Consider the following 19043-nt stretch of genomic DNA (forward strand, 5'->3'; position numbering starts at 1 on the left):
CTCAGAACTTGCCGGTTTCCCGGAACAGTTCGAAGGTCGCGCGGATGTGGTCGGCAACCGCCTTCACCGGCGCGCTGGCATCGGGTGCCACCACCATGGCGAGATTGTAGGTGCCGATATCGGGCATGCCGTCCTTCGCGCCCAGCGAAACCATCTCGTCGCCGAGGAAGGACTTCGGCAGCGGCGCGACGGCAAGGTCGGCCATGATGGCGGCGCGCTGGCCGGCGGTATGAGCGCTCATATAGGCGATGCGGTAGTTGCGGCCTTCCCGGCCGAGCGCTTCCAGGGCGCCGGCCCGCCAGGCGCAGCCTTCTTCCCAAAGCGAAACCGGCAGCGGTTCGCGCAGATGCGCGCAGCCGCCCTTGGCGCCGGCCCAGACGATCGGCTCGGTTAGCAGCACCTCGGCGCCGACCGCGCTGGTCTTGTAGGAATTGGTGAGCAACGTGATGTCGAGTGCACGGTCGTCCATGCGGCGGCGCAGATTGACGCTCTGGTCGATGGTGACGTCGACGGCGATCGACGGATGCGATTGCGCGAAGCGCTTCAACACGTGGGGCAGCACGCGCTCGCCATAGTCGTCCGGGGAGCCAAGCCTGACCACACCGACAATGTCGGGAATGATGAACTTCGACACCACTTCGCGGTTGATCGACAAAAGCCGCCGGGCATAGCCGAGAAGCATCTCGCCGTCCGTGGTCAGCGTCACCGAGCGCGCGTCGCGCGCGAAGACGGAACGGCCGAGAATGTCTTCGAGCTTCTTGATCTGCATGGAGACGGCCGAGGGGGTGCGGAAGACCGCATTCGCGGCGGTGGTGAAGCTGCCGGTCTCGGCGATCGCCACGAAGGTGCGCAGCACGTCGAGATCGAGCAGCGGCAAAGGATGGTTGAGTGGGGCGTTCATCGGAGCTTGCCTTCAATTTTTCTGATGCAAATGATCATTCCATTTCGTTTGATTGAACATCACTTCGAGCGCATAGTCAACTCGATCGATGCAGGATGCTGCCAAAAGCAGCCATCGAACGACCATGATACAGGCCTGCACTCGACATGAAATGAAGCTGAAACAGACCTGACGTAACCCATTGCCGGGCGCCTCCCTGCCCGAATCGAGGAGAAAGAAAATGTCTATCCTGTCGTCTATCGGTCGGCTCGCGACCGAATTCAGTGCCGCCCGCGCTCGCTACCAGACCGAACGCGCAATCCATGCGCTGCCGATCGAACTGCAGAAGGATATCGGCTGGCCGGAAGCCGCCGATGTCAAGACTGGATTGCGCCACGGCGTGGGAACCTGGGCCGGAGCCAAGTAAATAAGTGTGCATCACGTGCTAAGGGCCTGCCGCGTGTCAGACCGGCAGGCCCTTTTGTTTGTACTCAAATGACTTTTCCAGCCATGCGGCCGTCGCATGACGCATATGAAGCACTCGCATAGCGACGTCCGTTTCGAATTAAACCGCTGTAACTAATAGTAAATTTCGAGCGCAGAGCTCAAAAAAGTCGCATGGGATGTCGCTTTTCATAACAAGCGCTTCGTTTTTGCGATTTAGTTTTGGCTGGAGCAGGCCTATATCACCGCCAGCAAAAACGAGCTGCCCCACTCCATCAAGCGAAGGCGACCCGTCTGAGCAACCAAATGGAGATGATGATGAAGCTGTTTGCCCGCCTGTTCCCCCGTCGCGAAATGAACCTGACGACCGCTCTTGAGCGTCAGCGTCTTGCCAAGACCATGCCCGGCCAGACCGGCGCCATGGCTGCCGCTCGCCTCGGCTTCGTTGCCTGAGACAGCAGTTTCGAACGGCACCTGGTTGCCGTCGCGCTGAATGAAATTCAACGTCGCCCGGCTCCGCCGTGGCGGCGTTTTTCTTCTGACGGCGCATTCGTTGGAACCTGAAGTGCCAACCTTCAGTCTCGCGCCATCGACGATTGCCCGTTTGCGACCCGTGTCGCAAATTTAATCGTCGCTTAGCCGTCTAGCCGATTGACAGGAATGATTTTTCCTGATGTCGCTATGCTATTAGCGACATTCTGTTCGCGTCATGGCCGCGTGAGGTTTCCCGTGAATGCCGTCAAGCACCCGATCAAGAGATCGTTTGTGTTCTTCCTCATCCCCGACTTCACCATGATCGCCTTCGCAACGGCGCTCGACCCGCTCCGCTCGGCCAACCGGATGCTCGGCTACGAGGCCTACAGCTGGCGCCTGGCCAGTATCGACGGCAAGCCCGTGCGCGCGTCGAACGGCGTCGAATGCGCCGTCAACACCTCGCTCGAGGAAGAGCGCAGGAAGATGGCCGGGCCGGACCGCCCGAACATGGCGATCGTTTGCAGCGGCATGAATGTCGAGCGCTATCATAACAAGTCGGCCTTCGCCTGGCTGCGCGAGGAATACAACCGCGGCGTCGCCGTGGGCGGCCTGTGCACCGGCGCGCACATCCTGGCGGCCGCGGGCCTGCTCTCCAACAAGCGCTGCGCCATCCATTGGGAAAACCTGCCGGGCTTCTCGGAGGCCTTTCCCAAGGCCAACGTCTTCGCCGACCTCTTCGAGATCGACCAGAATGTCTACACCTGCGCAGGCGGCACCGCGGCGCTCGACATGATGCTGAAGCTGATCGGCGACGACTTCGACGAAAGCCTCGTCAACCGCGTCTGCGAGCAAGTGCTGACCGACCGCGTGCGCAGCCCGACGGATCGCCAGCGCCTGCCGCTGCGCGCCCGTCTCGGTGTGCAGAATTCCAAGGTGCTGACCATCATTGAATTGATGGAGGCGAACCTCTCCGAGCCGCTGTCGCTGATCGAGATCGCCGACCATGTCGATCTGTCGCGCCGGCAGATCGAGCGCCTCTTCCGCACCGAGATGGGCCGCTCGCCTGCCCGCTATTATCTCGAGATCCGGCTCGACCGCGCCAGGCATTTGCTCATCCAGTCGTCGCTGCCCGTGGTGGAAGTGGCTGTCGCCTGCGGTTTCGTCTCGGCCTCGCACTTCTCCAAATGCTACCGCGAGCTCTATGCCCGCTCGCCGCAGCAGGAGCGCGTCGACCGCAAGCAGTTGCTGGCCGCCTAAGCGACAAGGCTACGAAAACCTACGGCGGCTGTGCGGTCCGTATCGCCTCAATGCGGATGTCTTCGGTCAACTGCGCCTTCAGCGCCGAGAATTCCGGGCTGTTTTTGAGCGTTGCGTTATGACCGCTCGCCGGTTTGACGACCTCAATATCGGTCGCAATAGCACTCCGCGGACGAGATGCGGTCGTTCCAGCCGGAACCTCCGAAATCGCGGACCCTGCGATTGAGCTCGATCGAGCGGCCGCGCCTTCCTGCATTCTCATAGGCGACAAGCGTGCAGCCCCGCCGCACCAGCACCGAGGAAACGCGGTCGTTCCAGAAGCCGCCCCGGAAATTGACGGCGTCGTCAGGACCCATTGCAAGCGAGCGCCCGCGGAAGTTCGCATTCTCGAACAGCACGCAGGCGGCCTCGCCGTAAAATTGGGCGCTGGCGCTTCCGGCAAATATTGTCGACGCAAGCGCCGCCAGGATGACCAAACGTTTCATGCAATATTTCCTCATTTCATCGCGTTGCGCGATGGCGCGGGCCCGATCACATTTTGCCATTGTGCTACACGAGGAAGCAAGTCCGAACCCCGCTCCGGCGGAGCTTGCCGACCGTCACCGGCTATCCATCATCCAGCCGCGGTTGCGCCACATCTTCTCACCGGCCAGGCAATCGGCGGCCGGCCTGTCGTCGGCAAGCACGACCGGCGGGTGAGCCGCCTCTTCTGCCGCCCATTGCCGCGAGGCCGGGCCGGCGAGCTCGAGCACCAGCTTGCGACGGATCGCTTCCGGGAATTGCGTCCAGTCGTTGACCGGGATCATGAAGGCGCCCGGCCCGCCGATCACGCAGTCGCTGTAGTAGCGGTCGAGATTGCCGACGTCGAAGGCGCCGCCGTACCCGCCCCTTGTCATCAGCGGCAGTCCGTTGATGGTGATGCCCTGCCTCACCACCTCGTCGCGCGTGATGTCGACCGGCGCGCCCTGGTTGTTGGGTCCGTCGCCCGAAACGTCGATGACGCGCTTGGTCCCCTGAAAGCCGCTTTCGGCGAAAAGGTCGCTGCCGAAGGCCAGCGCGCCGGAGATCGAAGTACGTCGCGCGCTGTCCGGCGGACGTGCGTTCATCTGCGCAACGATCCGTTCGGCGTCGGCGCGATTGGCAATCGCTGTCCACGGTACGACGACCCGCTGCCATCTGGTGCCGGCCCACTCGACATAGGTGACCGCGATCTTGCCGTGGACGCCGTCGGCGATGGCCTTGAGCACGTTGTCATCCGTCAGTGCCGCCGCATAGCCACGGCGCTGGATCTCGAGTTCGGCCGGCGACATGGAGAGCGAAACATCGACTGCGAGCACCAGCTCGACATCTACCGGCTCTATCGCACTCGATCGCGTGGGCGGGCCGAGGAGCAGCGCCAGCGCGGCGGCGCCGGAAAGCCAATGCCTTGTTCGGCCCAAAGCGGACATGACGCAACGGTAAGCGATAATCGCGCATGAACAAAGCAAAAAGGCCCGGCGTCGACCGGGCCTTCCACCAATCCGGACGAACGCGCGCTCGCTTAGCTGCGCGGCTTGAGATTCTCCGGGTCGTAAAGCGGCTTGTAGCCGACGCCGGCCACCTCGACCGGATAGGTCTCGCCGAAATACTCCACCTGCAGCTTGCGACCTTCCTGGCAGCAGGCCCAGGGCAGATAGGCGAGCGCGATGTTCTTGCCGATGGTCGGGCCGTAGGCGACCGACGTGGTGAAGGAGCGCCGGCCGAGCTCGTCGACCAGCGTCTCGCCGGTCGCGGGATCCTGCACCGGCATGATGCCGACCGGATAGCGCGCGACGCCCTTGGAATCGGTGTTCTCGGTCATCACCAGCGTGCAGAGCATAGCCGGCTGATGCTCGCGGGCGCGATATTCCAGGTGCTTGGCCTTGCCGCAGAAGTCGTTCTCCTTGACCTTCGGGCGGGCAAGATCTGCCTCGAGCAGATTGTATTCGGTCAAGAGGTCGGCGTTCTGCAGCCGCAGGCTCTTCTCCATGCGGCGCGTGTTGGCGTAGGTCTCGACGCCGAACGGCATCACACCGGTCGAGCGCAGCGCGTCCCAGACGGCGAGCCCGTCCTCATAGCGCATATGCAGTTCCCAGCCCTGCTCGCCGACATAGGAGATGCGGAAGGCCGTGACGTCCTTTCCGCCGATCCTGATCGGCTTGATCGCCGCGAACGGGAAATTGTCCGGCGTCAGCCCGTTCGGGTCCTCGACCACCTTCTGCAGCGTCGTGCGCGCATTCGGTCCCCAGATGCCGATGGTGACGTATTTTTCGGTGACGTCGGTGACAGTGACATCGAAACCTTTGTCCTGCGCGGTGCGCTGCATGTAGCGGAAGTCGCGCGGCCCGGCGTCGGCGCCGTCGATGACGCGGCAGCGATCGGCCATGCGGATCACGGTGAAGTCGGCGCGCACCATGCCCTCCTCGTCGAGGAAGTGGGTGTAGATGCCCTTGCCGATATTGTTGTCGCCGCCGATCTTGGCCGCGCACAGCCATTCCAGCAGCGCGACATGATCCGGCCCCTCCACGTCGTACATCGAAAAATGCGAGAGGTTGACGATGCCGCAATCCTCGCTCATCGCCAGATGCTCGGCATTGGAGACGCGCCAGAAATGGCGGTTGTCCCACTCATTCTCGCGCACCGGGACGCGGTTGGCGTATTTTTCCAGGAGATGCTCGTTGGCGGCATAGCCATGGGCGCGCTCCCAGCCGCCTAGCTCCATGAAGTAGCCGCCGAGTTCCTTCTCGCGCTCCCAGAACGGCGAGCGGCGGATGTTGCGGCCCTTGGAGAACGGCTCGCGCGGATGCACCGCCGGATTGTAGACCTTCATCGCCGTCTCGGTGCAGCGATCCCAGATGAACTCTTCCTTCGTCTGGTGCGGGTAGAAGCGCGCATAGTCGATGGCGTGATGATCGATCGCGGTGCGGCCGTCGGTCATCCAGTCGGCGATCAGCTTGCCCATACCCGGGCCGTCCTTGACCCAGATGGCGACGGCGTACCAGAGGCCCCTGACCTTCTGGCTTTCGCCCATCGAAGGCCCGCCATCGGTCGTCACCTGCAGCAGCCCGTTGAAGGAATGGCCTTCATTGTAGCCGAGCTCGCCGAGGATCGGCGTCAGTTCCATGGCGCGCTCCAGCGGCGCCATGATCTGCTCCATGTCGAGGTCGCGCTGCGAGGGCGAGAGCCGCGCCTGGTCTTTTTCCAGCAGGTCGCGCGGATGGCAAAGGCGCGGATTGGTCTCCTCGTAATAGCCCCATTCGATCTGCCCGCCCTCCGCGGTCTTGGGATCCCCGGTGTCGCGCATATAGGCCGAGTTGCCCTGGTCGCGCAGCAGCGGCCAGCCGATCTCCTTGCCGGTGCCGGCGAACTCGTTATACGGGCCGAAGAAGGTCAGCGGGTGGTCGATCGGCATGACCGGCAGGTCTTCGCCGACCAGTGCCGCGGTCAGCCGGCCCCAAATGCCGGTGCAGACGACCACATAATCGGCTTCGATCGTGCCGCGCTCGGTCACGACGCCCTTGATGCGGCCGTTCTCGACGATCAGGTCCTTGGCCGAGGTGTTGGCGAAAGCCTGGAGTTTGCCGGAAGCGACACCCTGGTCGACGAGCTTGCCGGCCACCGTCTGCGAGCGCGGGATGACGAGACCGGCGTCGGGGTCCCACAACCCGCCCTGCACAAGATGCTCCTCGATCAGCGGGAACTTCTGCTTGATCTCGGCCGGCTCGATCAGGCGCGCGCGGGTGCCGAATGCCTTGGCGGAAGCAATCTTGCGCTTGATCTCGTCCATGCGGCCATCGTCGCCGACGCGCGCGACTTCGAGGCCGCCGATGCGCGCGTAATGCCCCATCTTCTCGTAGAAATCGATGGAATAGAGCGTCGTCCAGCAGGAGAGAAAATCGTGGCTGGTCGTGTAGCAGAAGTCCGAGGCATGCGCGGTCGAGCCGATATCGGTCGGGATGCCCGACTTGTCGATGCCCACGATGTCGTCCCAACCGCGCTCGATCAGGTGATGGGCGACCGACGCGCCGACAATACCGCCAAGACCGACGATGACGACCTTCGCCTTTTTCGGAAACTCTGCCATGCCCGCGACTCCAAAGTGCTAAAGCGGGCGCGCCGGCGCCCGTTCGAATTGCCAGAATATGCAGAGGACGCGGATTGAGCTACCGCCTGTTTGCGACACGTCGCGGATGCCGCGCGACCCGGCGCGCCGGCTCGGCTCGGGATGCGATTTCGCTCGGCGAAAGCCCAGATGGTCCTCGGCCTGGAGGCCGACCTGGTAGCCGGCGGTCTTAAAGCTTGACCACGAGCTGGCCGATCTCGGCCGCGGGCGAGCGCTCCGACCTCGATCTTGATCATGCCGGGGCGGTAACGCGTCCGGAAATGATAAAAGGCCGGACAAACGCCCGGCCGTGCCGATCATATTCAAGGAGTTCTTACTTGATCCGCGCAACGCCGCCGGAGATCTCGACCGTTTCCGAACCGGTCAGCGCTTCGAGATCACCATTGGGCAGGGTGACGAAGCAGCCATTCGGGCAGAACTCCACAGTCTCGCCGGCGGCCAGCGCCAGCTCGGTCTTGCCGCCGCCTTCGGTCACGATCAACGTCCGCGTCTGGGCGTCCTTGTTGACCGCGCTGGCGGCAAAAGCCGAACCGCTAAGGGCCAGGAAAGCGACGGCGGCAACGACAGACTTCCACATTGCAATTCCGGTGTTTCCACACCGCCTCTGTTCAATTTCGCAAGGCATTCTCGCCCTTTGCGTGAGAGCTTATATGAGATGTAACGTGAACCGCAACTGAATGCCGCATTCATGCCACAATCGGCTTCGGCGGCCGCCAAAGCTAGTCGGGGTCGGGCTTGCGGCCTCTTCTCTTGGTTTTAGCCAGACGCGCCTGCTCGGCCGCGGCCTCCGCTTCCAGCCGCTCGCGTTCGGCGAATTCGGCCTCGATCTTGTCGTCGTCGATCGGCCATGGCTCATGCTTCTTGCTCTCGACCACGGCGCGGGGCGCCGACGGGATCTCGATGTGCTCGTCTTCGAAGATGTCGAAGATCGCGAATCGGATGTCGTTCTGGACGATGCTGCCGTTCAACACGTCGGCGACGAACACGCGGATCTCGAATTCCAGTGCAGCCGGGCCGAAATTGGCAAACAGCACGAAGGGCTCGGGGTTCTTGAGCACCATCGGATGGGCGCGGGCAATGCCGAGCAGGATGGCGTAGACGCGCTTGACGTCGCTGCCATAGGCGACGCCCACCTTGATGTCGACGCGGCCAAGCTTGTTGCGGTGCGTCCAGTTGCCGACCGCATTGTTGATGAGGTTCGAGTTCGGCAGGATCACCGACTGGCGCTGGAACGTCTCGATCTCGGTGGCGCGCACGCTTATCTTTCTGACCGTGCCGCTGATGTCGCCGGCGACGATCCAGTCCCCGACCTTGAACGGTCGCTCGGCAAGCAGGATCAGCCCGGAGACGAAGTTCGAGACGACGTTCTGCAAGCCGAAGCCGATACCCAGCGAAAGTGCGCCGGCGACCAGCGCCAGATTGGAAAGATCGATGCCCGCCGCCGATATGCCGACCAGCGCTGCAAGCGCGACGCCGGCATAGCCAACCGCCAGCCGGATCGAATTGCGCACGCCGGTGTCGACCTTGCCGCGCGCCATGACCGAGCCGTCGAGCCAGCCCTGAAACCAGCGCGTGAGAAAATAGCCGATGGCGAAGACGACGATGCCGGTGAGGATGCCGAGCACCGAGATGGTCACCGACCCGATGGTCACGCCCGTTGCGAGCTTAAAGGCCCAGGTTTCGATATCGCCGGGCTGGAAGCCCCACATCAAGAGGATCAGCGGCAGGAACACCAGCACGATCATCAGGTTGATGGCGATGCTGACCACCAGGCCGAGCTGGTCGAGCGCGGTGTCCTCATAGCTGGAATTGGCTGACAGCCAGCGCCCGACCGAAGTGTCGGCGAAGCCGCCCTCCTCGCCGATCGCCCGCGCCGACAGGAAGCCGATATAGGCGGTGATCAGCGTGGTGCCGGTGACGACGACCTGAATAGAGACGAAAAGCGCAAGACCGATATAGCCGAGCAGTGCCGCGGCGATTGTGGAGACGCCGAGCCCGATGGCAATGAAGCGAAGCCAAGCCGGCCACGGACGCCACGAGCCGTCCTTCGCCCTGAAAGGCTTCAGCACACCCATCAGGATCAGGATGACGCCCACGATGACGGTGGCAACGAAGCTCCTGGCGATCGTCAGCGACAGCGGCGAGCCCATCTTCTCGTTGACGACGGACAGGAAGTAGTTGAAGCCGAGGACCACGGCCATGGCGGTGGCCAGCCGCACCAGCCAACGCGCCCGTCCGGTTGCGACTGGAATAAGCCGCCAGTTCGGCAGCCGCGGCTCTAGGGCGGCATTGGTCAGCCGGTTGACGCAGAACGCCACCGCGACGACCGAGAGCAGCGCGTTGAGGAATTCGCCGATGTCGCCGCGCAGGACGTTGTAATAGTTGAAGAAGAACACGGTCGAGGCGAGGAACGCGCCGAGCGCCACGGTCGGCAGCAGCGTCGACCAGAACGCCACCGAAAGCCGGCTCAGGTACGACGGCTCTTCGACCGAAGCATCGGCCTCGAAGATGCGGCCGAAGAGACGCCTGCCCCCGATCAGCAGCACGGCCGCCAGCGCCAGCGCCATCAGCGTCGCCGCAAGCATCGCCTGGAACTTGAACTTCAATGCGAAGGTGAGCCAGGACGCCACCGCCTTGTAGAGGCCGGTGAACTGGTCGTGCGCGTCGGAAAAGGCCTGCGGGCTCAGCGCATCGCTCAACTCGTAGCGTTTCGTCAGAACGCTGCGGAAAAGCTGACTGCGTAGCGTGGCGATCCTGTCGACCAGCCCGCTGATGCGGATGGACAGGTTTTGCGCGCCGGCGACCACGGCGTTGATCTCGGCCTTCTCGGCCGTAAGCGCCGCGCGCTCGTTGGCGACGATCGCCGGCTCCGGCGGCTGCCCCTGGGCCGGCGGCGGCCCCAATACCTGGATGCGCGCATTGATGTCGTTGAGGCGTGATCGGAACGCGAGCGCGCTGTTCAGCGCTGCCCGTGAAATATCCTCGAGCTGCAAGCGGATATCGACAAGGCCGGCATCGTCCTGGTCTGGGGCGCTTAACTTCTTCTCCAGTCCGTCGGTCTTGGCCGTCAGATCCTGGATGGCCTTGGTCTGGTCGGCGATGAGCTGCGTGGAGCCCTGGCCGATCGCCTGCGCCATCGCGCTGGGCGAGGGCTGCGCCGCGACGGCGACAATGGCGATCAGGATCAGGCGGAGCAGTCGGAAAATCATGACGTGACGGGCGACTCACGGCCGAAAAATCTTCGAAAATCCTGCCCTTGATAAAGACCGGCCTATCAGGCGGCAAGACGTCTCCATCCGCGGGCCTCGGCGCGGATCGAAGTCGGCCTGTCGAAAAGCGATGGCGCAATCTTGGCTTTGCGCTTCTCGCCTGCTCTATAGTCTGCCGGCTCGCACCAAAAGGACGACAGGAAGAATGGCGGAATACTCAGCCTTTTCGCTGCTCAAGAACGCGCTCAACGGCAACCAGGACTGGAAACCGGCCTGGCGCAAGCCGGACCCCAAGGCGTCCTATGATGTGATCGTCATCGGCGGCGGCGGCCATGGGCTCTCGACCGCCTATTACCTCGCCAAGGAGCACGGCATCACCAATGTCGCGGTGCTGGAAAAAGGCTGGCTGGGCTCGGGCAATGTCGGCCGCAACACCACGGCAGTGCGCTCCAACTATCTTTTGCCGCAGAACACCCGCTTCTACGAGCATTCGATGAAGCTGTGGGAGAACCTGTCGCATGACCTCAACTACAACGTCATGTTCTCCCAGCGGGGCTGCCTGAACCTCGCGCACACACCGGCTCAGCTCGACGACTATGCAAGGCGCGGCAATGCCATGCGCCATCTCGGCGTCGACGCCGAGCTGATGAGCGTCAATGAGATCAATCGGCTTGTTCCGGCCCTGGACGTTTCGGGCTCGGCGCGATTTCCAATCCTTGGCGGGCTGATGCAGCCGCGTGCCGGAACCGCGCGCCACGACGCCGTCGCCTGGGGCTATGCGCGCGGCGCCGACCGGCGCGGCGTCGACATCATCGAGAATTGCGAGGTAACCGGCTTCCTGCGCGACGGCGACCGCATCACCGGTGTGACGACGACGCGCGGCGATATCCGCGCCAAGAAGGTGGCGCTTGCGGTGGCCGGCAGCACCGGCCAAGTCATGCAGCTTGCCGGCATTTCGCATATGCCGATCGAAAGCCACGTTCTGCAGGCCTTCGTCTCGGAATCGCTGAAGCCGATCATCGGCACCGTTCTCACCTTCGGCATGGGCCACTTCTACATCTCGCAATCCGACAAGGGCGGCCTCGTCTATGGCGGGGACCTCGACGGCTACAACAGCTATGCCCAGCGCGGCAGCCTGCCCGTCGTCGACGAGGTGATGAGCGAGATGCTGGCACTCTTCCCGGGCCTGGCGCGGGTGCGCATGCTGCGCTCCTGGGGCGGGCTTTGTGACATGACGATGGACGGTTCGCCGATCATCACCACCGGCCCGCTGCCCGGCATGTATCTCAATTGCGGCTGGTGTTATGGCGGCTTCAAGGCAACGCCAGCCTCAGGATGGTGCTTTGCCTGGACCATCGCCAAGGACGAGCCGCACGAGTTCAACGCGCCCTTCACGCTCGACCGTTTCGATCGCGGCTTCATCATCGACGACAAAGGCCAGGGCGCGACGCCGCGGCTGCATTAGGTTTCGAATCATATGCTGATCACTTGTCCCTATTGCGGCCCGCGCGATGTCATTGAGTTCACCTACCAGGGCGACGGCAACCGCGAGCGGCCGCAGCCTGCCTCGCAGGATCTCGACGCCTGGAATGCCTATGTCTACGACCGGCTGAACCCGGCCGGCGACCACAATGAGATCTGGCAGCATTCCGGCGGCTGCCGCGCGCATCTGCGGGTGGTGCGAAACACCTTAACCCATGAAATCTTGAGCACTGCCTTTGCCCGTGGCGGACACAAGTCCGCGGGCCACAAAGCGGGAGGCCACCAGTGAGCCCTCGCCGCACAGAAACCGGCGGCCGCATCGACCGGCTGCGCACCATCCGCTTCACCTTCGACGGCGCGCGCTATACCGGACACGCCGGCGACACGCTGGCTTCGGCGCTGCTCGCCAACGGCGTGACGCTGTTCGGCCGTTCGTTCAAATACCATCGCCCGCGCGGCCTGCTCGCCGCCGGCGTCGAGGAACCGAACGCTCTGGTGACGGTGCTGCGCGGCGAGGTGCGCGAGCCCAACATTCCCGCCACCATGGTCGAGATCTATGACGGGCTCGTCGCGGTCAGCCAGAACCGCTCCCCCTCGCTCGCCTGGGATATCGGCGCGCTCAACCAGCTCGGCGGCAAGCTCCTGTCGGCCGGCTTCTATTACAAGACCTTCATGGGACCGGTGATCGGCCCGTTGAAAGGCACGCGCTTCTGGATGTTCTGCGAGCATTTCATCCGCCGCGCCGCCGGCCTCGGCAGAGCCGGCACCGCGCCCGATACCTCGCGCTACGAGCGCATGAACGCCTTCTGCGACGTGCTGGTCGTCGGTTCCGGCCCGGCCGGGCTGATGGCGGCGAAGGCCGCGGCCGACCAGGGCGCCCGCGTGATCCTGGCCGAGCTCGAAGCAAAGTTCGGCGGCTCCGCCAACTGGTCGGGCGAAACCATCGACGGGGCGTCGGCAGCCGACTGGGCGGCGCGCATCGTCGGCCAGCTCGAAGGCAATGACAATGTCCGCCTTCTGCCGCGCACGACGGTGTGGGGCTATTACGACGGCAACACGCTGGCCGCGCTCGAACGGGTGACGGACCACAAGGAAGTTCCGGCCAAGGGCGAGCCGCGCCAGCGCTACTGGGCGATCCGCGCCAAAACGGTGGTTCTCGCCACCGGCTCCTTCGAGCGTCCGCTGGTATTCCCCGGCAACGATCGTCCGGGCGTCATGCTGGCGCATGCGGCCGAACGCTACGCCAATGAATATGGCGTCCTGCCCGGTGAACGCATCGCACTGTTCACCAACAATGACAGCGCCTATCGTTCCGCCGTTGCACTGAAGAAGGCCGGGGCCGCCGTCGTCGCCATCGTCGATGTCCGCAGCGACGTGTCGAACGAGATGAGCAGGCTGGCGAGCCAGGCCGAAGCAGAGCTGCTTGCCGGCCATGCCGTGGTTGCGACCGAAGGCGGCAAGGCGCTCACCGGTCTCAAGGTGCGGCGCTTCGAATTGATGAACGGCGCGCTGAGCGGCGATGAGCGCAGCATCCATGCCGACTGCCTGTTGATGTCGGGTGGCTGGTCACCGACGATCCATCTCGCCAGCCAGGCTGGAGCCAGGGCCATATGGAACCCTGCCAGGCAGGCCTTCCTGCCGCCGCAGCCGACGCAGCGCTGGATCGGCGCCGGCGCCTTCACCGGCAGTTTCACGACCGCGGAAGCCATTGCCGAAGGCCGCGCGGCTGGCCTTCAGGCCGCCGGCGGAAGCGCGTCCTCCGCTCCGCTACTCGTCGTGGAGGCCGTCCCCGGTGAACCGGATCCGGCACCGGTCTTCGAGATCAAGGCGAAGGGCAAAAGCTTCGTCGATTTCCAGCACGACGTGACCGCCGAGGATGTGCGGCTCGCGCACCGCGAGGGCTTCGTCTCGGTCGAGCATCTGAAGCGCTACACCACGCTCGGCATGGCGACCGACCAGGGCAAAAACTCCAACGTGCCGGGCCTCGCCATCATGGCCGAGGCGCTGGGCAAGCCGATCCCCGAAGTCGGTACGACGCGGTTCCGGCCGCCCTACACGGCCGTGTCGATCGGCTCGCTGGCGGCCGAGCGCTTCGGCGACCTGAAGCCCGAGCGGCTGACGCCGATGCACGACTGGCACATCGACAACGGCGCGACCATGTATGCGGCCGGTCTCTGGTACCGCCCGATGATCTACGGTCTCGCCGGCGAGACGGTCGAGCAGGCCTATGTCCGCGAGGCCGCGGCAACGCGTGAGAGCGCCGGCATCGTCGATGTCTCGACGCTTGGGAAGATCGCCGTTCAGGGCCCGGATGCGGCGGAATTCCTCGACCGTGTTTACACGAACATGTTTTCCACCCTCGCGGTCGGCAAGGCCCGCTACGGTCTGATGCTGCGCGAGGATGGGCTTGCCTTCGACGACGGCACCACATGGCGGCTTGGCGAACAGGATTTCCTGATGACCACCACCACCGCCAATGCCGGCAAGGTGATGCAGCATCTGGAGTATTTCCTCGACGTGATCTGGCCGGAACTGAAGGTCACCGTCACCTCCGTCACCGACGAGTGGGCGGGGGCCGCGATCGGCGGACCGAAAGCCAGGGCGATCCTCGCTGCCTGCGTGAAGGGCACGGCCGTCGACAACGCCGCGCTTCCCTTCATGGGCATTGTGCACGGTGAGATCGCCGGCGTGCCGGTGATGATCTGCCGCCTCTCCTTCTCCGGCGAGATGGCTTTCGAGGTCTATTCCGGCGCCGGCTATGGAACGCGCGTTTGGGAGGCTCTCATCGAGGCCGGCAAGCCTTTCGGCCTGGTCGCCTACGGGCTCGAGGCGCTTGGCACCATGCGCATCGAGAAGGGCCACGTCACCGGCGCGGAGATCGACGGCCGCACCACGGCGCGCGACCTGCATCTCGACTGGATGCTGTCGAAGAAGAAGCCCTTCATCGGTTCCGCCATGATGGATCGCGAAGGCCTGATCGCCCCGGACCGGCTGGAACTTGTCGGCTTGATCGCTCTCGACAACCGCGCGCTCAACGGTGGCGGACATATCGTCGAGGAACTCGACGAAGCGAACCCGCACGATTCGATCGGCCATATCACCGCCTGCTGCTATTCGCCGGCGCTCGGCAAATACATAGCGCTTGCGCTTGTCAAAGGCGGCAAGGCGCGCCACGGCACGCGCGCCTTCGTCTCCGATCCGCTGCGCAACCGGTTCGGGCCGGTCGAGATCGTCTCCAACCATTTCTACGATCCGGACGGGAGCCGCATGCATGGTTGAACGACAACTTCCCGAGCGGCAATTGCCTGAGCGCCTGTCGCCGCTTGAACCGGTCTATCATCCAGGCTCGCACGGTAATTTCGAGCATGGCGTTGACGTTATCCTGTCCGAAACGCGGCCGGGCTCGATCCTGCAGCTCGCAGCATGGCCGGGCGAGGAGAAGCGGCTGATGTCCGGCATATACAAGGTGACAGGCCTTGCCCTGCCGGATGGAGCCGGCGGCGGCGTCGTCAACGGCGCGAAAGCCGCGTTCGGATTCGCGCCGGGCAAATTCACCGTGGTTGACGAGGCCGAGGGCCTGGCTTCCGCGTTCACCGGCCTGATCACGCCGTCCATCGGCACGATTACCGATCTCTCGCATGGCCGCACCGCGATTCGCATCGCCGGGCCGAAAGCGGAGTGGGTGATGGCGAAATTCTTCGCTATCGACTTCGCCTTGCCGGCCTTCCCGCTCGGCGCCGGCCGCTCGACCAACCACCACGATGTCTTTGCACAGATCCAGCGCACCGGTGGCGACCAATTCGACGTCTATGTGTTCCGCTCCTTCGCGCGCTCCTTTTGGAAGGCCTTGTGCCACGCGAGCGAGGAAGTCGGCTACGAGGTGCACTAAGCGCAATTCCAGGAAACTGCGCGGCGGTTTTCCGTGCCGAATTTGCCTCTAAGCAGGCAGCACTCGGGGATTGGTTCAGCCGGCGCGTGGCACTATCGACGGCCACAACTGCCGCTTGAGCCTTGGGCCAGCGAAGACGATAGATAAGGAACGCGGCTCTCGGAGCCCTCAGGCAACCGGTTCGACAACATCCTTCCATGACCGCAGAGACTACGGCGACAGCCACGACCCGCTTTGCTCCGGCGGGTGACCCGTCGCTGCTGTTGCCGGCGACCGTCGCCTTCGGCGTGTTCATGACCAGCCTCGACCAGAATGTCATTGTGACCGCGCTGCCCGGCATCGGCGAAAGCCTGGGCCGCCCGCCGAGCCAGCTCGGGCTTTTGATCACCGTCTATGTCGCGAGCCTCATCGTCACGATGCCGCTCGGCGGCTGGCTGGCCGACCGCTTCGGCCTGCGCAACGTCTATTGCTTTGCGCTGCTGGTCTTCGCCAGCGCCTCGGCCCTCTGCGGCCTGTCGGAAAACATCTGGATGCTGGTCGGCTCTCGCGCGCTGCAGGGCTTCGGCGGTGCGCTGATGGGCACCCTCGGGCAGGTCGTGATCCTGTCGAGCTTTCCGCGCGACCGCACGCTCAGGATCAACATGTATATTTCGCTCGCCGGCCAGTCCGGCCCGCTGGTCGGGCCCCTCGTCGGTGGCGCGCTGACCACTTACGTCTCGTGGCGCTGGATCTTCTACATCAACATACCGATCGCGCTGACGGCCGCGTTGCTCGCGGCCTCGCTGTTCCCCACGACCACCAAGCCGGTCCGCACGTCTTTCGATTTTCCCGGCTTCCTGCTAGTCGGCGGCGGCATGGCGCTGCTCGTCTTCGGCATGGATTCGCTTGCCGCGAAGGACGCCGCCGCCAGCATTATCGGCGTCGAGCTTGGCCTGGCAATCGCCATCCTCACCGTCGCCGCCTTCTATTGTCTGCGGGCCCGAAACCCTTTGCTCGACCTCAATCTGCTGCGTATCCGCACCTTCCGCATCAGCTTTCTGACCGGCGGCGGGCTCGACACGATAGGGCTAAGCTCCGTTGTCTTCCTGCTGCCGCTGATGTTCCAGCTCGGCTTCGGTATGAGCGCGGTGCAGGCCGGATCGCTGACCTTCGTCGCGGCGATCGGCTCGCTGCTTATGCGCTTCTTCATGCCGCGCATCTTGAACCGCTTCGGCTTCAAGCGGGTTCTGATCGTCAACACGCCGATCGCCGCCCTGCTGGTCGCAGGTTTTGCCTTGATGCAGGAAAGCACGCCTCCCTGGATCGTGCTTGCCTACATCTTCGCCTTCGGCCTTTTCCGTTCGGTGCAGTGGGCCTCGACCGGCAACCTCGCCTACTCGGACATCGCGCCCGAGCAGCTCTCGCGCTTCAGCGCCCTGTACTACATCCTTTGGCAGCTGGCGGTGGCGATCAGCGTCGGTCTGGCCGCTGCCATGCTCTCGCTGCTCGCCGGCGGCGGCCAGGCGAGCGTCAACGACTACCGGCTCCTGTTCGTTGTCGAAGGCTTGATCACGCTTTGCGCGCTGCTCGCCTATTTCAGGCTCACCCCGCAGGACGGTGCCCATGTCAGCGGCCATGGCGGGCATATCGGCACGGATTAGCACATCGGGCTGCGATCCGCGCCGGAGAGCTATGTCGCGAACGTCACCCAGTCTTCGAGCGGCGCGCGGTCGGTGCGGAATTCGTTCTCGGGCTTGGACGTGTCCTCATGACCAAGCGCCATGCCGCAGACCACGATCTCCTCGTCTGGTATGTCGAGCACCGGGCGGATCTGCCGGTGATAGGGCGCGAAAGCCGCCTGCGGACAGGTATGCAGGCCCCTGCCCCGTGCCGCGACCATGATGTTCTGCAGAAACATGCCGTAGTCGATCCACGAGCCCTTGTTCAGCCGCCGGTCGACCGTGAAGATCAGGCCGACCGGCGCGTCGAAGAAGACGAAGTTGCGGTCGTGCTGCGCCCGCATCCTGTCGACTTCGCGCCGGCCGATGCCGATCGCGCCGTAGAGACCGAAACCGTTGGCGCGACGCCGGCTGAGATAGGGCTCGAAGAACTGGTCGGGATAGTAACGGTACTCGTCCCATTCGGCCTTTTCGGCGCGGATGCCCGAATTGAGGATGGCGTCGCTGATGCGCCGCTTCACCTCGCCCTTGGTCACATAGACACGCCAGGGCTGCATGTTGGTGCCCGAGGGTGCCCTTGCCGCGACCGTCAGGATGGCGCGGATTGTGCTGTCGTCGACCATGTCGGGCAAAAACGCGCGCACCGACCGGCGCGACATGATCGCCTCATCGACGATCGCTGCGTCGAGCGTGCTCCGGTCATTCTTCTCCAGCATGGGCCGTCCCTTCACGCATGGCTGGACCCGGCAACCCGATTCCCGCAACGACCATAGGCAGACACAAATAACTAACTGGTCCTCGACCGGACGCCCCACTCGCGATTCGATGGCGAGGCTTTGCATCAACCACCAAAATGGCGCAAGCAAATCTTGCGTTGCATGAAAATTCACTTGATTTTTTCATGCACTTGCTTTCTCATGAAATTTGAGCAGATTTTTTCACGAGGAGCGGGTGACCTCGACCGCCATCAGATCGGAGCAGGACAATGGCGAGCGGCTGCTGGCCGGCGACATTCGTGCGCTGCGCAAGGCCCGCGGGTTGACGCTTGCCGAGATTGCTCTGAAGCTCGACCGCTCGGTAGGCTGGGTCAGCCAGGTCGAGCGCGGCTTGTCGGTCCCTTCGCTTGGTGACCTGCGGGCCTTCGCCGAACTCTTCGGCGTGCCGCTCAGCCTGTTCTTCAGCCATGACGTGCCTGCCGAAGAGGAGCGCGGCGTGGTTGTGCGCGCCGGCAGCCGCCGCTCGCTTGGCACAAGCGAATCGGGCCTCGTGGAGGAGCTTCTGTCGCCCGATCTTGGCGGTAGCTTCGAGATGCTGCGCTCGGTCTTCGCGCCGGGCGCGGAATTGAAGACCGAAGCGCGCCGCCCGACCGAGGAAGCGGGCTACGTCGCGTCGGGCACTTTCGAGCTCGAGATCGGCGGCGTCTGGCATCGGCTCAGCGAAGGCGACTCGTTCCGCTTCGAAGGCAAGCCGTTCCGATGGCGCAATCCTGGCGCCGACCCGGCGGTCGTCATCTGGGTGGTTTCGCCACCGGTGTACTGAACCAATGCATGCCGCCCAAAACTGTGCCGCGGTTTTTGGGACAAGGCCTGCATGAAACAAAGAATCAAAA

The 19043-nt window shown here is 63.9% G+C and carries 16 protein-coding genes; 8 read left to right on the forward strand and 8 right to left on the reverse strand.

The features are described from left to right. Position 1 precedes the first annotated feature (1 nt). Positions 2-901: a LysR substrate-binding domain-containing protein gene (locus EOD29_RS00870; RefSeq protein WP_066999645.1), complete on the reverse strand. Its 900-nt coding sequence runs from the start codon at positions 899-901 to the stop codon at positions 2-4. 220 nt (positions 902-1121) lie between these two features. On the opposite strand from EOD29_RS00870, the gene EOD29_RS00875 reads away from it, so the two are divergent. Beyond that, positions 1122-1307 (forward strand): hypothetical protein, encoded by a 186-nt coding sequence (locus EOD29_RS00875; protein WP_127245716.1) that lies wholly within the window; start codon positions 1122-1124, stop codon positions 1305-1307. Between the two features lie 254 nt (positions 1308-1561). On the opposite strand, the gene EOD29_RS35765 is transcribed toward EOD29_RS00875, so the two are convergent. Further along, positions 1562-1828, reverse strand: coding sequence for a hypothetical protein (locus EOD29_RS35765; RefSeq protein WP_164748305.1), 267 nt, complete (start codon positions 1826-1828; stop codon positions 1562-1564). Between the two features lie 288 nt (positions 1829-2116). Between EOD29_RS35765 and EOD29_RS00885 the strand changes: the two genes are divergently transcribed. Continuing rightward, positions 2117-3055, forward strand: a complete 939-nt coding sequence (locus tag EOD29_RS00885) for a GlxA family transcriptional regulator (protein WP_348626470.1) — start codon at positions 2117-2119, stop codon at positions 3053-3055. A gap of 143 nt (positions 3056-3198) precedes the next feature. On the opposite strand, the gene EOD29_RS00895 is transcribed toward EOD29_RS00885, so the two are convergent. The 5 genes from EOD29_RS00895 to EOD29_RS00915 form a co-directional block, all read right to left on the reverse strand. Then, positions 3199-3540, reverse strand: coding sequence for a peptidase inhibitor family I36 protein (locus EOD29_RS00895; RefSeq protein WP_067000849.1), 342 nt, complete (start codon positions 3538-3540; stop codon positions 3199-3201). 114 nt (positions 3541-3654) lie between these two features. Continuing rightward, the gene (locus EOD29_RS00900) at positions 3655-4503 is read right to left on the reverse strand and encodes a DUF1194 domain-containing protein (protein WP_127245717.1); all 849 of its coding nucleotides are present in this window, start codon (positions 4501-4503) and stop codon (positions 3655-3657) included. A 92-nt stretch (positions 4504-4595) separates the two neighbouring features. After that, positions 4596-7157, reverse strand: a complete 2562-nt coding sequence (locus tag EOD29_RS00905) for an FAD-dependent oxidoreductase (RefSeq protein ID WP_127245718.1) — start codon at positions 7155-7157, stop codon at positions 4596-4598. A gap of 352 nt (positions 7158-7509) precedes the next feature. Beyond that, entirely contained in the window at positions 7510-7773 is a 264-nt protein-coding gene (locus EOD29_RS00910) for a hypothetical protein (protein WP_066999629.1), read from the reverse strand. A 142-nt stretch (positions 7774-7915) separates the two neighbouring features. After that, positions 7916-10405: a mechanosensitive ion channel family protein gene (locus tag EOD29_RS00915; RefSeq protein ID WP_127245719.1), complete on the reverse strand. Its 2490-nt coding sequence runs from the start codon at positions 10403-10405 to the stop codon at positions 7916-7918. A gap of 205 nt (positions 10406-10610) precedes the next feature. Between EOD29_RS00915 and EOD29_RS00920 the strand changes: the two genes are divergently transcribed. The 5 genes from EOD29_RS00920 (at position 10611) to EOD29_RS00940 (ending at position 17416) form a co-directional block, all read left to right on the forward strand. Beyond that, positions 10611-11870, forward strand: a complete 1260-nt coding sequence (locus tag EOD29_RS00920) for a sarcosine oxidase subunit beta (RefSeq protein WP_127245720.1) — start codon at positions 10611-10613, stop codon at positions 11868-11870. Positions 11871-11882: 12 nt separating this feature from the next. After that, positions 11883-12176, forward strand: a complete 294-nt coding sequence (locus EOD29_RS00925; RefSeq protein WP_067329272.1) for a sarcosine oxidase subunit delta — start codon at positions 11883-11885, stop codon at positions 12174-12176. Beyond that, positions 12173-15166: a sarcosine oxidase subunit alpha gene (locus EOD29_RS00930; RefSeq protein ID WP_127245721.1), complete on the forward strand. Its 2994-nt coding sequence runs from the start codon at positions 12173-12175 to the stop codon at positions 15164-15166. The genes EOD29_RS00925 and EOD29_RS00930 overlap by 4 nt, the downstream gene beginning before the upstream one ends. A gap of 22 nt (positions 15167-15188) precedes the next feature. Further along, a complete protein-coding gene (locus EOD29_RS00935; RefSeq protein WP_127246121.1) occupies positions 15189-15776 on the forward strand; it encodes a sarcosine oxidase subunit gamma in 588 nt (195 codons plus the stop codon). A 197-nt stretch (positions 15777-15973) separates the two neighbouring features. Continuing rightward, positions 15974-17416, forward strand: a complete 1443-nt coding sequence (locus tag EOD29_RS00940) for an MFS transporter (RefSeq protein ID WP_127245722.1) — start codon at positions 15974-15976, stop codon at positions 17414-17416. Between the two features lie 29 nt (positions 17417-17445). On the opposite strand, the gene EOD29_RS00945 is transcribed toward EOD29_RS00940, so the two are convergent. Continuing rightward, the gene (locus tag EOD29_RS00945; RefSeq protein WP_127245723.1) at positions 17446-18150 is read right to left on the reverse strand and encodes a nitroreductase; all 705 of its coding nucleotides are present in this window, start codon (positions 18148-18150) and stop codon (positions 17446-17448) included. A 235-nt stretch (positions 18151-18385) separates the two neighbouring features. Here EOD29_RS00945 and EOD29_RS00950 point away from each other — a divergent pair, with 235 nt between their 5' ends. After that, the gene (locus tag EOD29_RS00950; protein ID WP_206520444.1) at positions 18386-18973 is read left to right on the forward strand and encodes an XRE family transcriptional regulator; all 588 of its coding nucleotides are present in this window, start codon (positions 18386-18388) and stop codon (positions 18971-18973) included. The last annotated feature ends 70 nt before the right edge of the window (positions 18974-19043 follow it).

Source organism: Mesorhizobium sp. M1A.T.Ca.IN.004.03.1.1 (genome assembly GCF_003997555.1).
GTDB lineage: Bacteria > Pseudomonadota > Alphaproteobacteria > Rhizobiales > Rhizobiaceae > Mesorhizobium.

What these genes read in the sequence shown, in the direction of transcription:
- EOD29_RS00870 (WP_066999645.1), bottom strand. Translation starts at nt 901, where the DNA reads ATGAACGCCCCACTCAACCATCCTTTGCCGCTGCTCGATCTCGACGTG.
- EOD29_RS00875 (WP_127245716.1), top strand. Translation starts at nt 1,122, where the DNA reads ATGTCTATCCTGTCGTCTATCGGTCGGCTCGCGACCGAATTCAGTGCC.
- EOD29_RS00885 (WP_348626470.1), top strand. Translation starts at nt 2,117, where the DNA reads ATGATCGCCTTCGCAACGGCGCTCGACCCGCTCCGCTCGGCCAACCGG.
- EOD29_RS00895 (WP_067000849.1), bottom strand. Translation starts at nt 3,540, where the DNA reads ATGAAACGTTTGGTCATCCTGGCGGCGCTTGCGTCGACAATATTTGCC.
- EOD29_RS00900 (WP_127245717.1), bottom strand. Translation starts at nt 4,503, where the DNA reads ATGTCCGCTTTGGGCCGAACAAGGCATTGGCTTTCCGGCGCCGCCGCG.
- EOD29_RS00905 (WP_127245718.1), bottom strand. Translation starts at nt 7,157, where the DNA reads ATGGCAGAGTTTCCGAAAAAGGCGAAGGTCGTCATCGTCGGTCTTGGC.
- EOD29_RS00910 (WP_066999629.1), bottom strand. Translation starts at nt 7,773, where the DNA reads ATGTGGAAGTCTGTCGTTGCCGCCGTCGCTTTCCTGGCCCTTAGCGGT.
- EOD29_RS00915 (WP_127245719.1), bottom strand. Translation starts at nt 10,405, where the DNA reads ATGATTTTCCGACTGCTCCGCCTGATCCTGATCGCCATTGTCGCCGTC.
- EOD29_RS00920 (WP_127245720.1), top strand. Translation starts at nt 10,611, where the DNA reads ATGGCGGAATACTCAGCCTTTTCGCTGCTCAAGAACGCGCTCAACGGC.
- EOD29_RS00925 (WP_067329272.1), top strand. Translation starts at nt 11,883, where the DNA reads ATGCTGATCACTTGTCCCTATTGCGGCCCGCGCGATGTCATTGAGTTC.
- EOD29_RS00940 (WP_127245722.1), top strand. Translation starts at nt 15,974, where the DNA reads ATGACCGCAGAGACTACGGCGACAGCCACGACCCGCTTTGCTCCGGCG.
- EOD29_RS00945 (WP_127245723.1), bottom strand. Translation starts at nt 18,150, where the DNA reads ATGCTGGAGAAGAATGACCGGAGCACGCTCGACGCAGCGATCGTCGAT.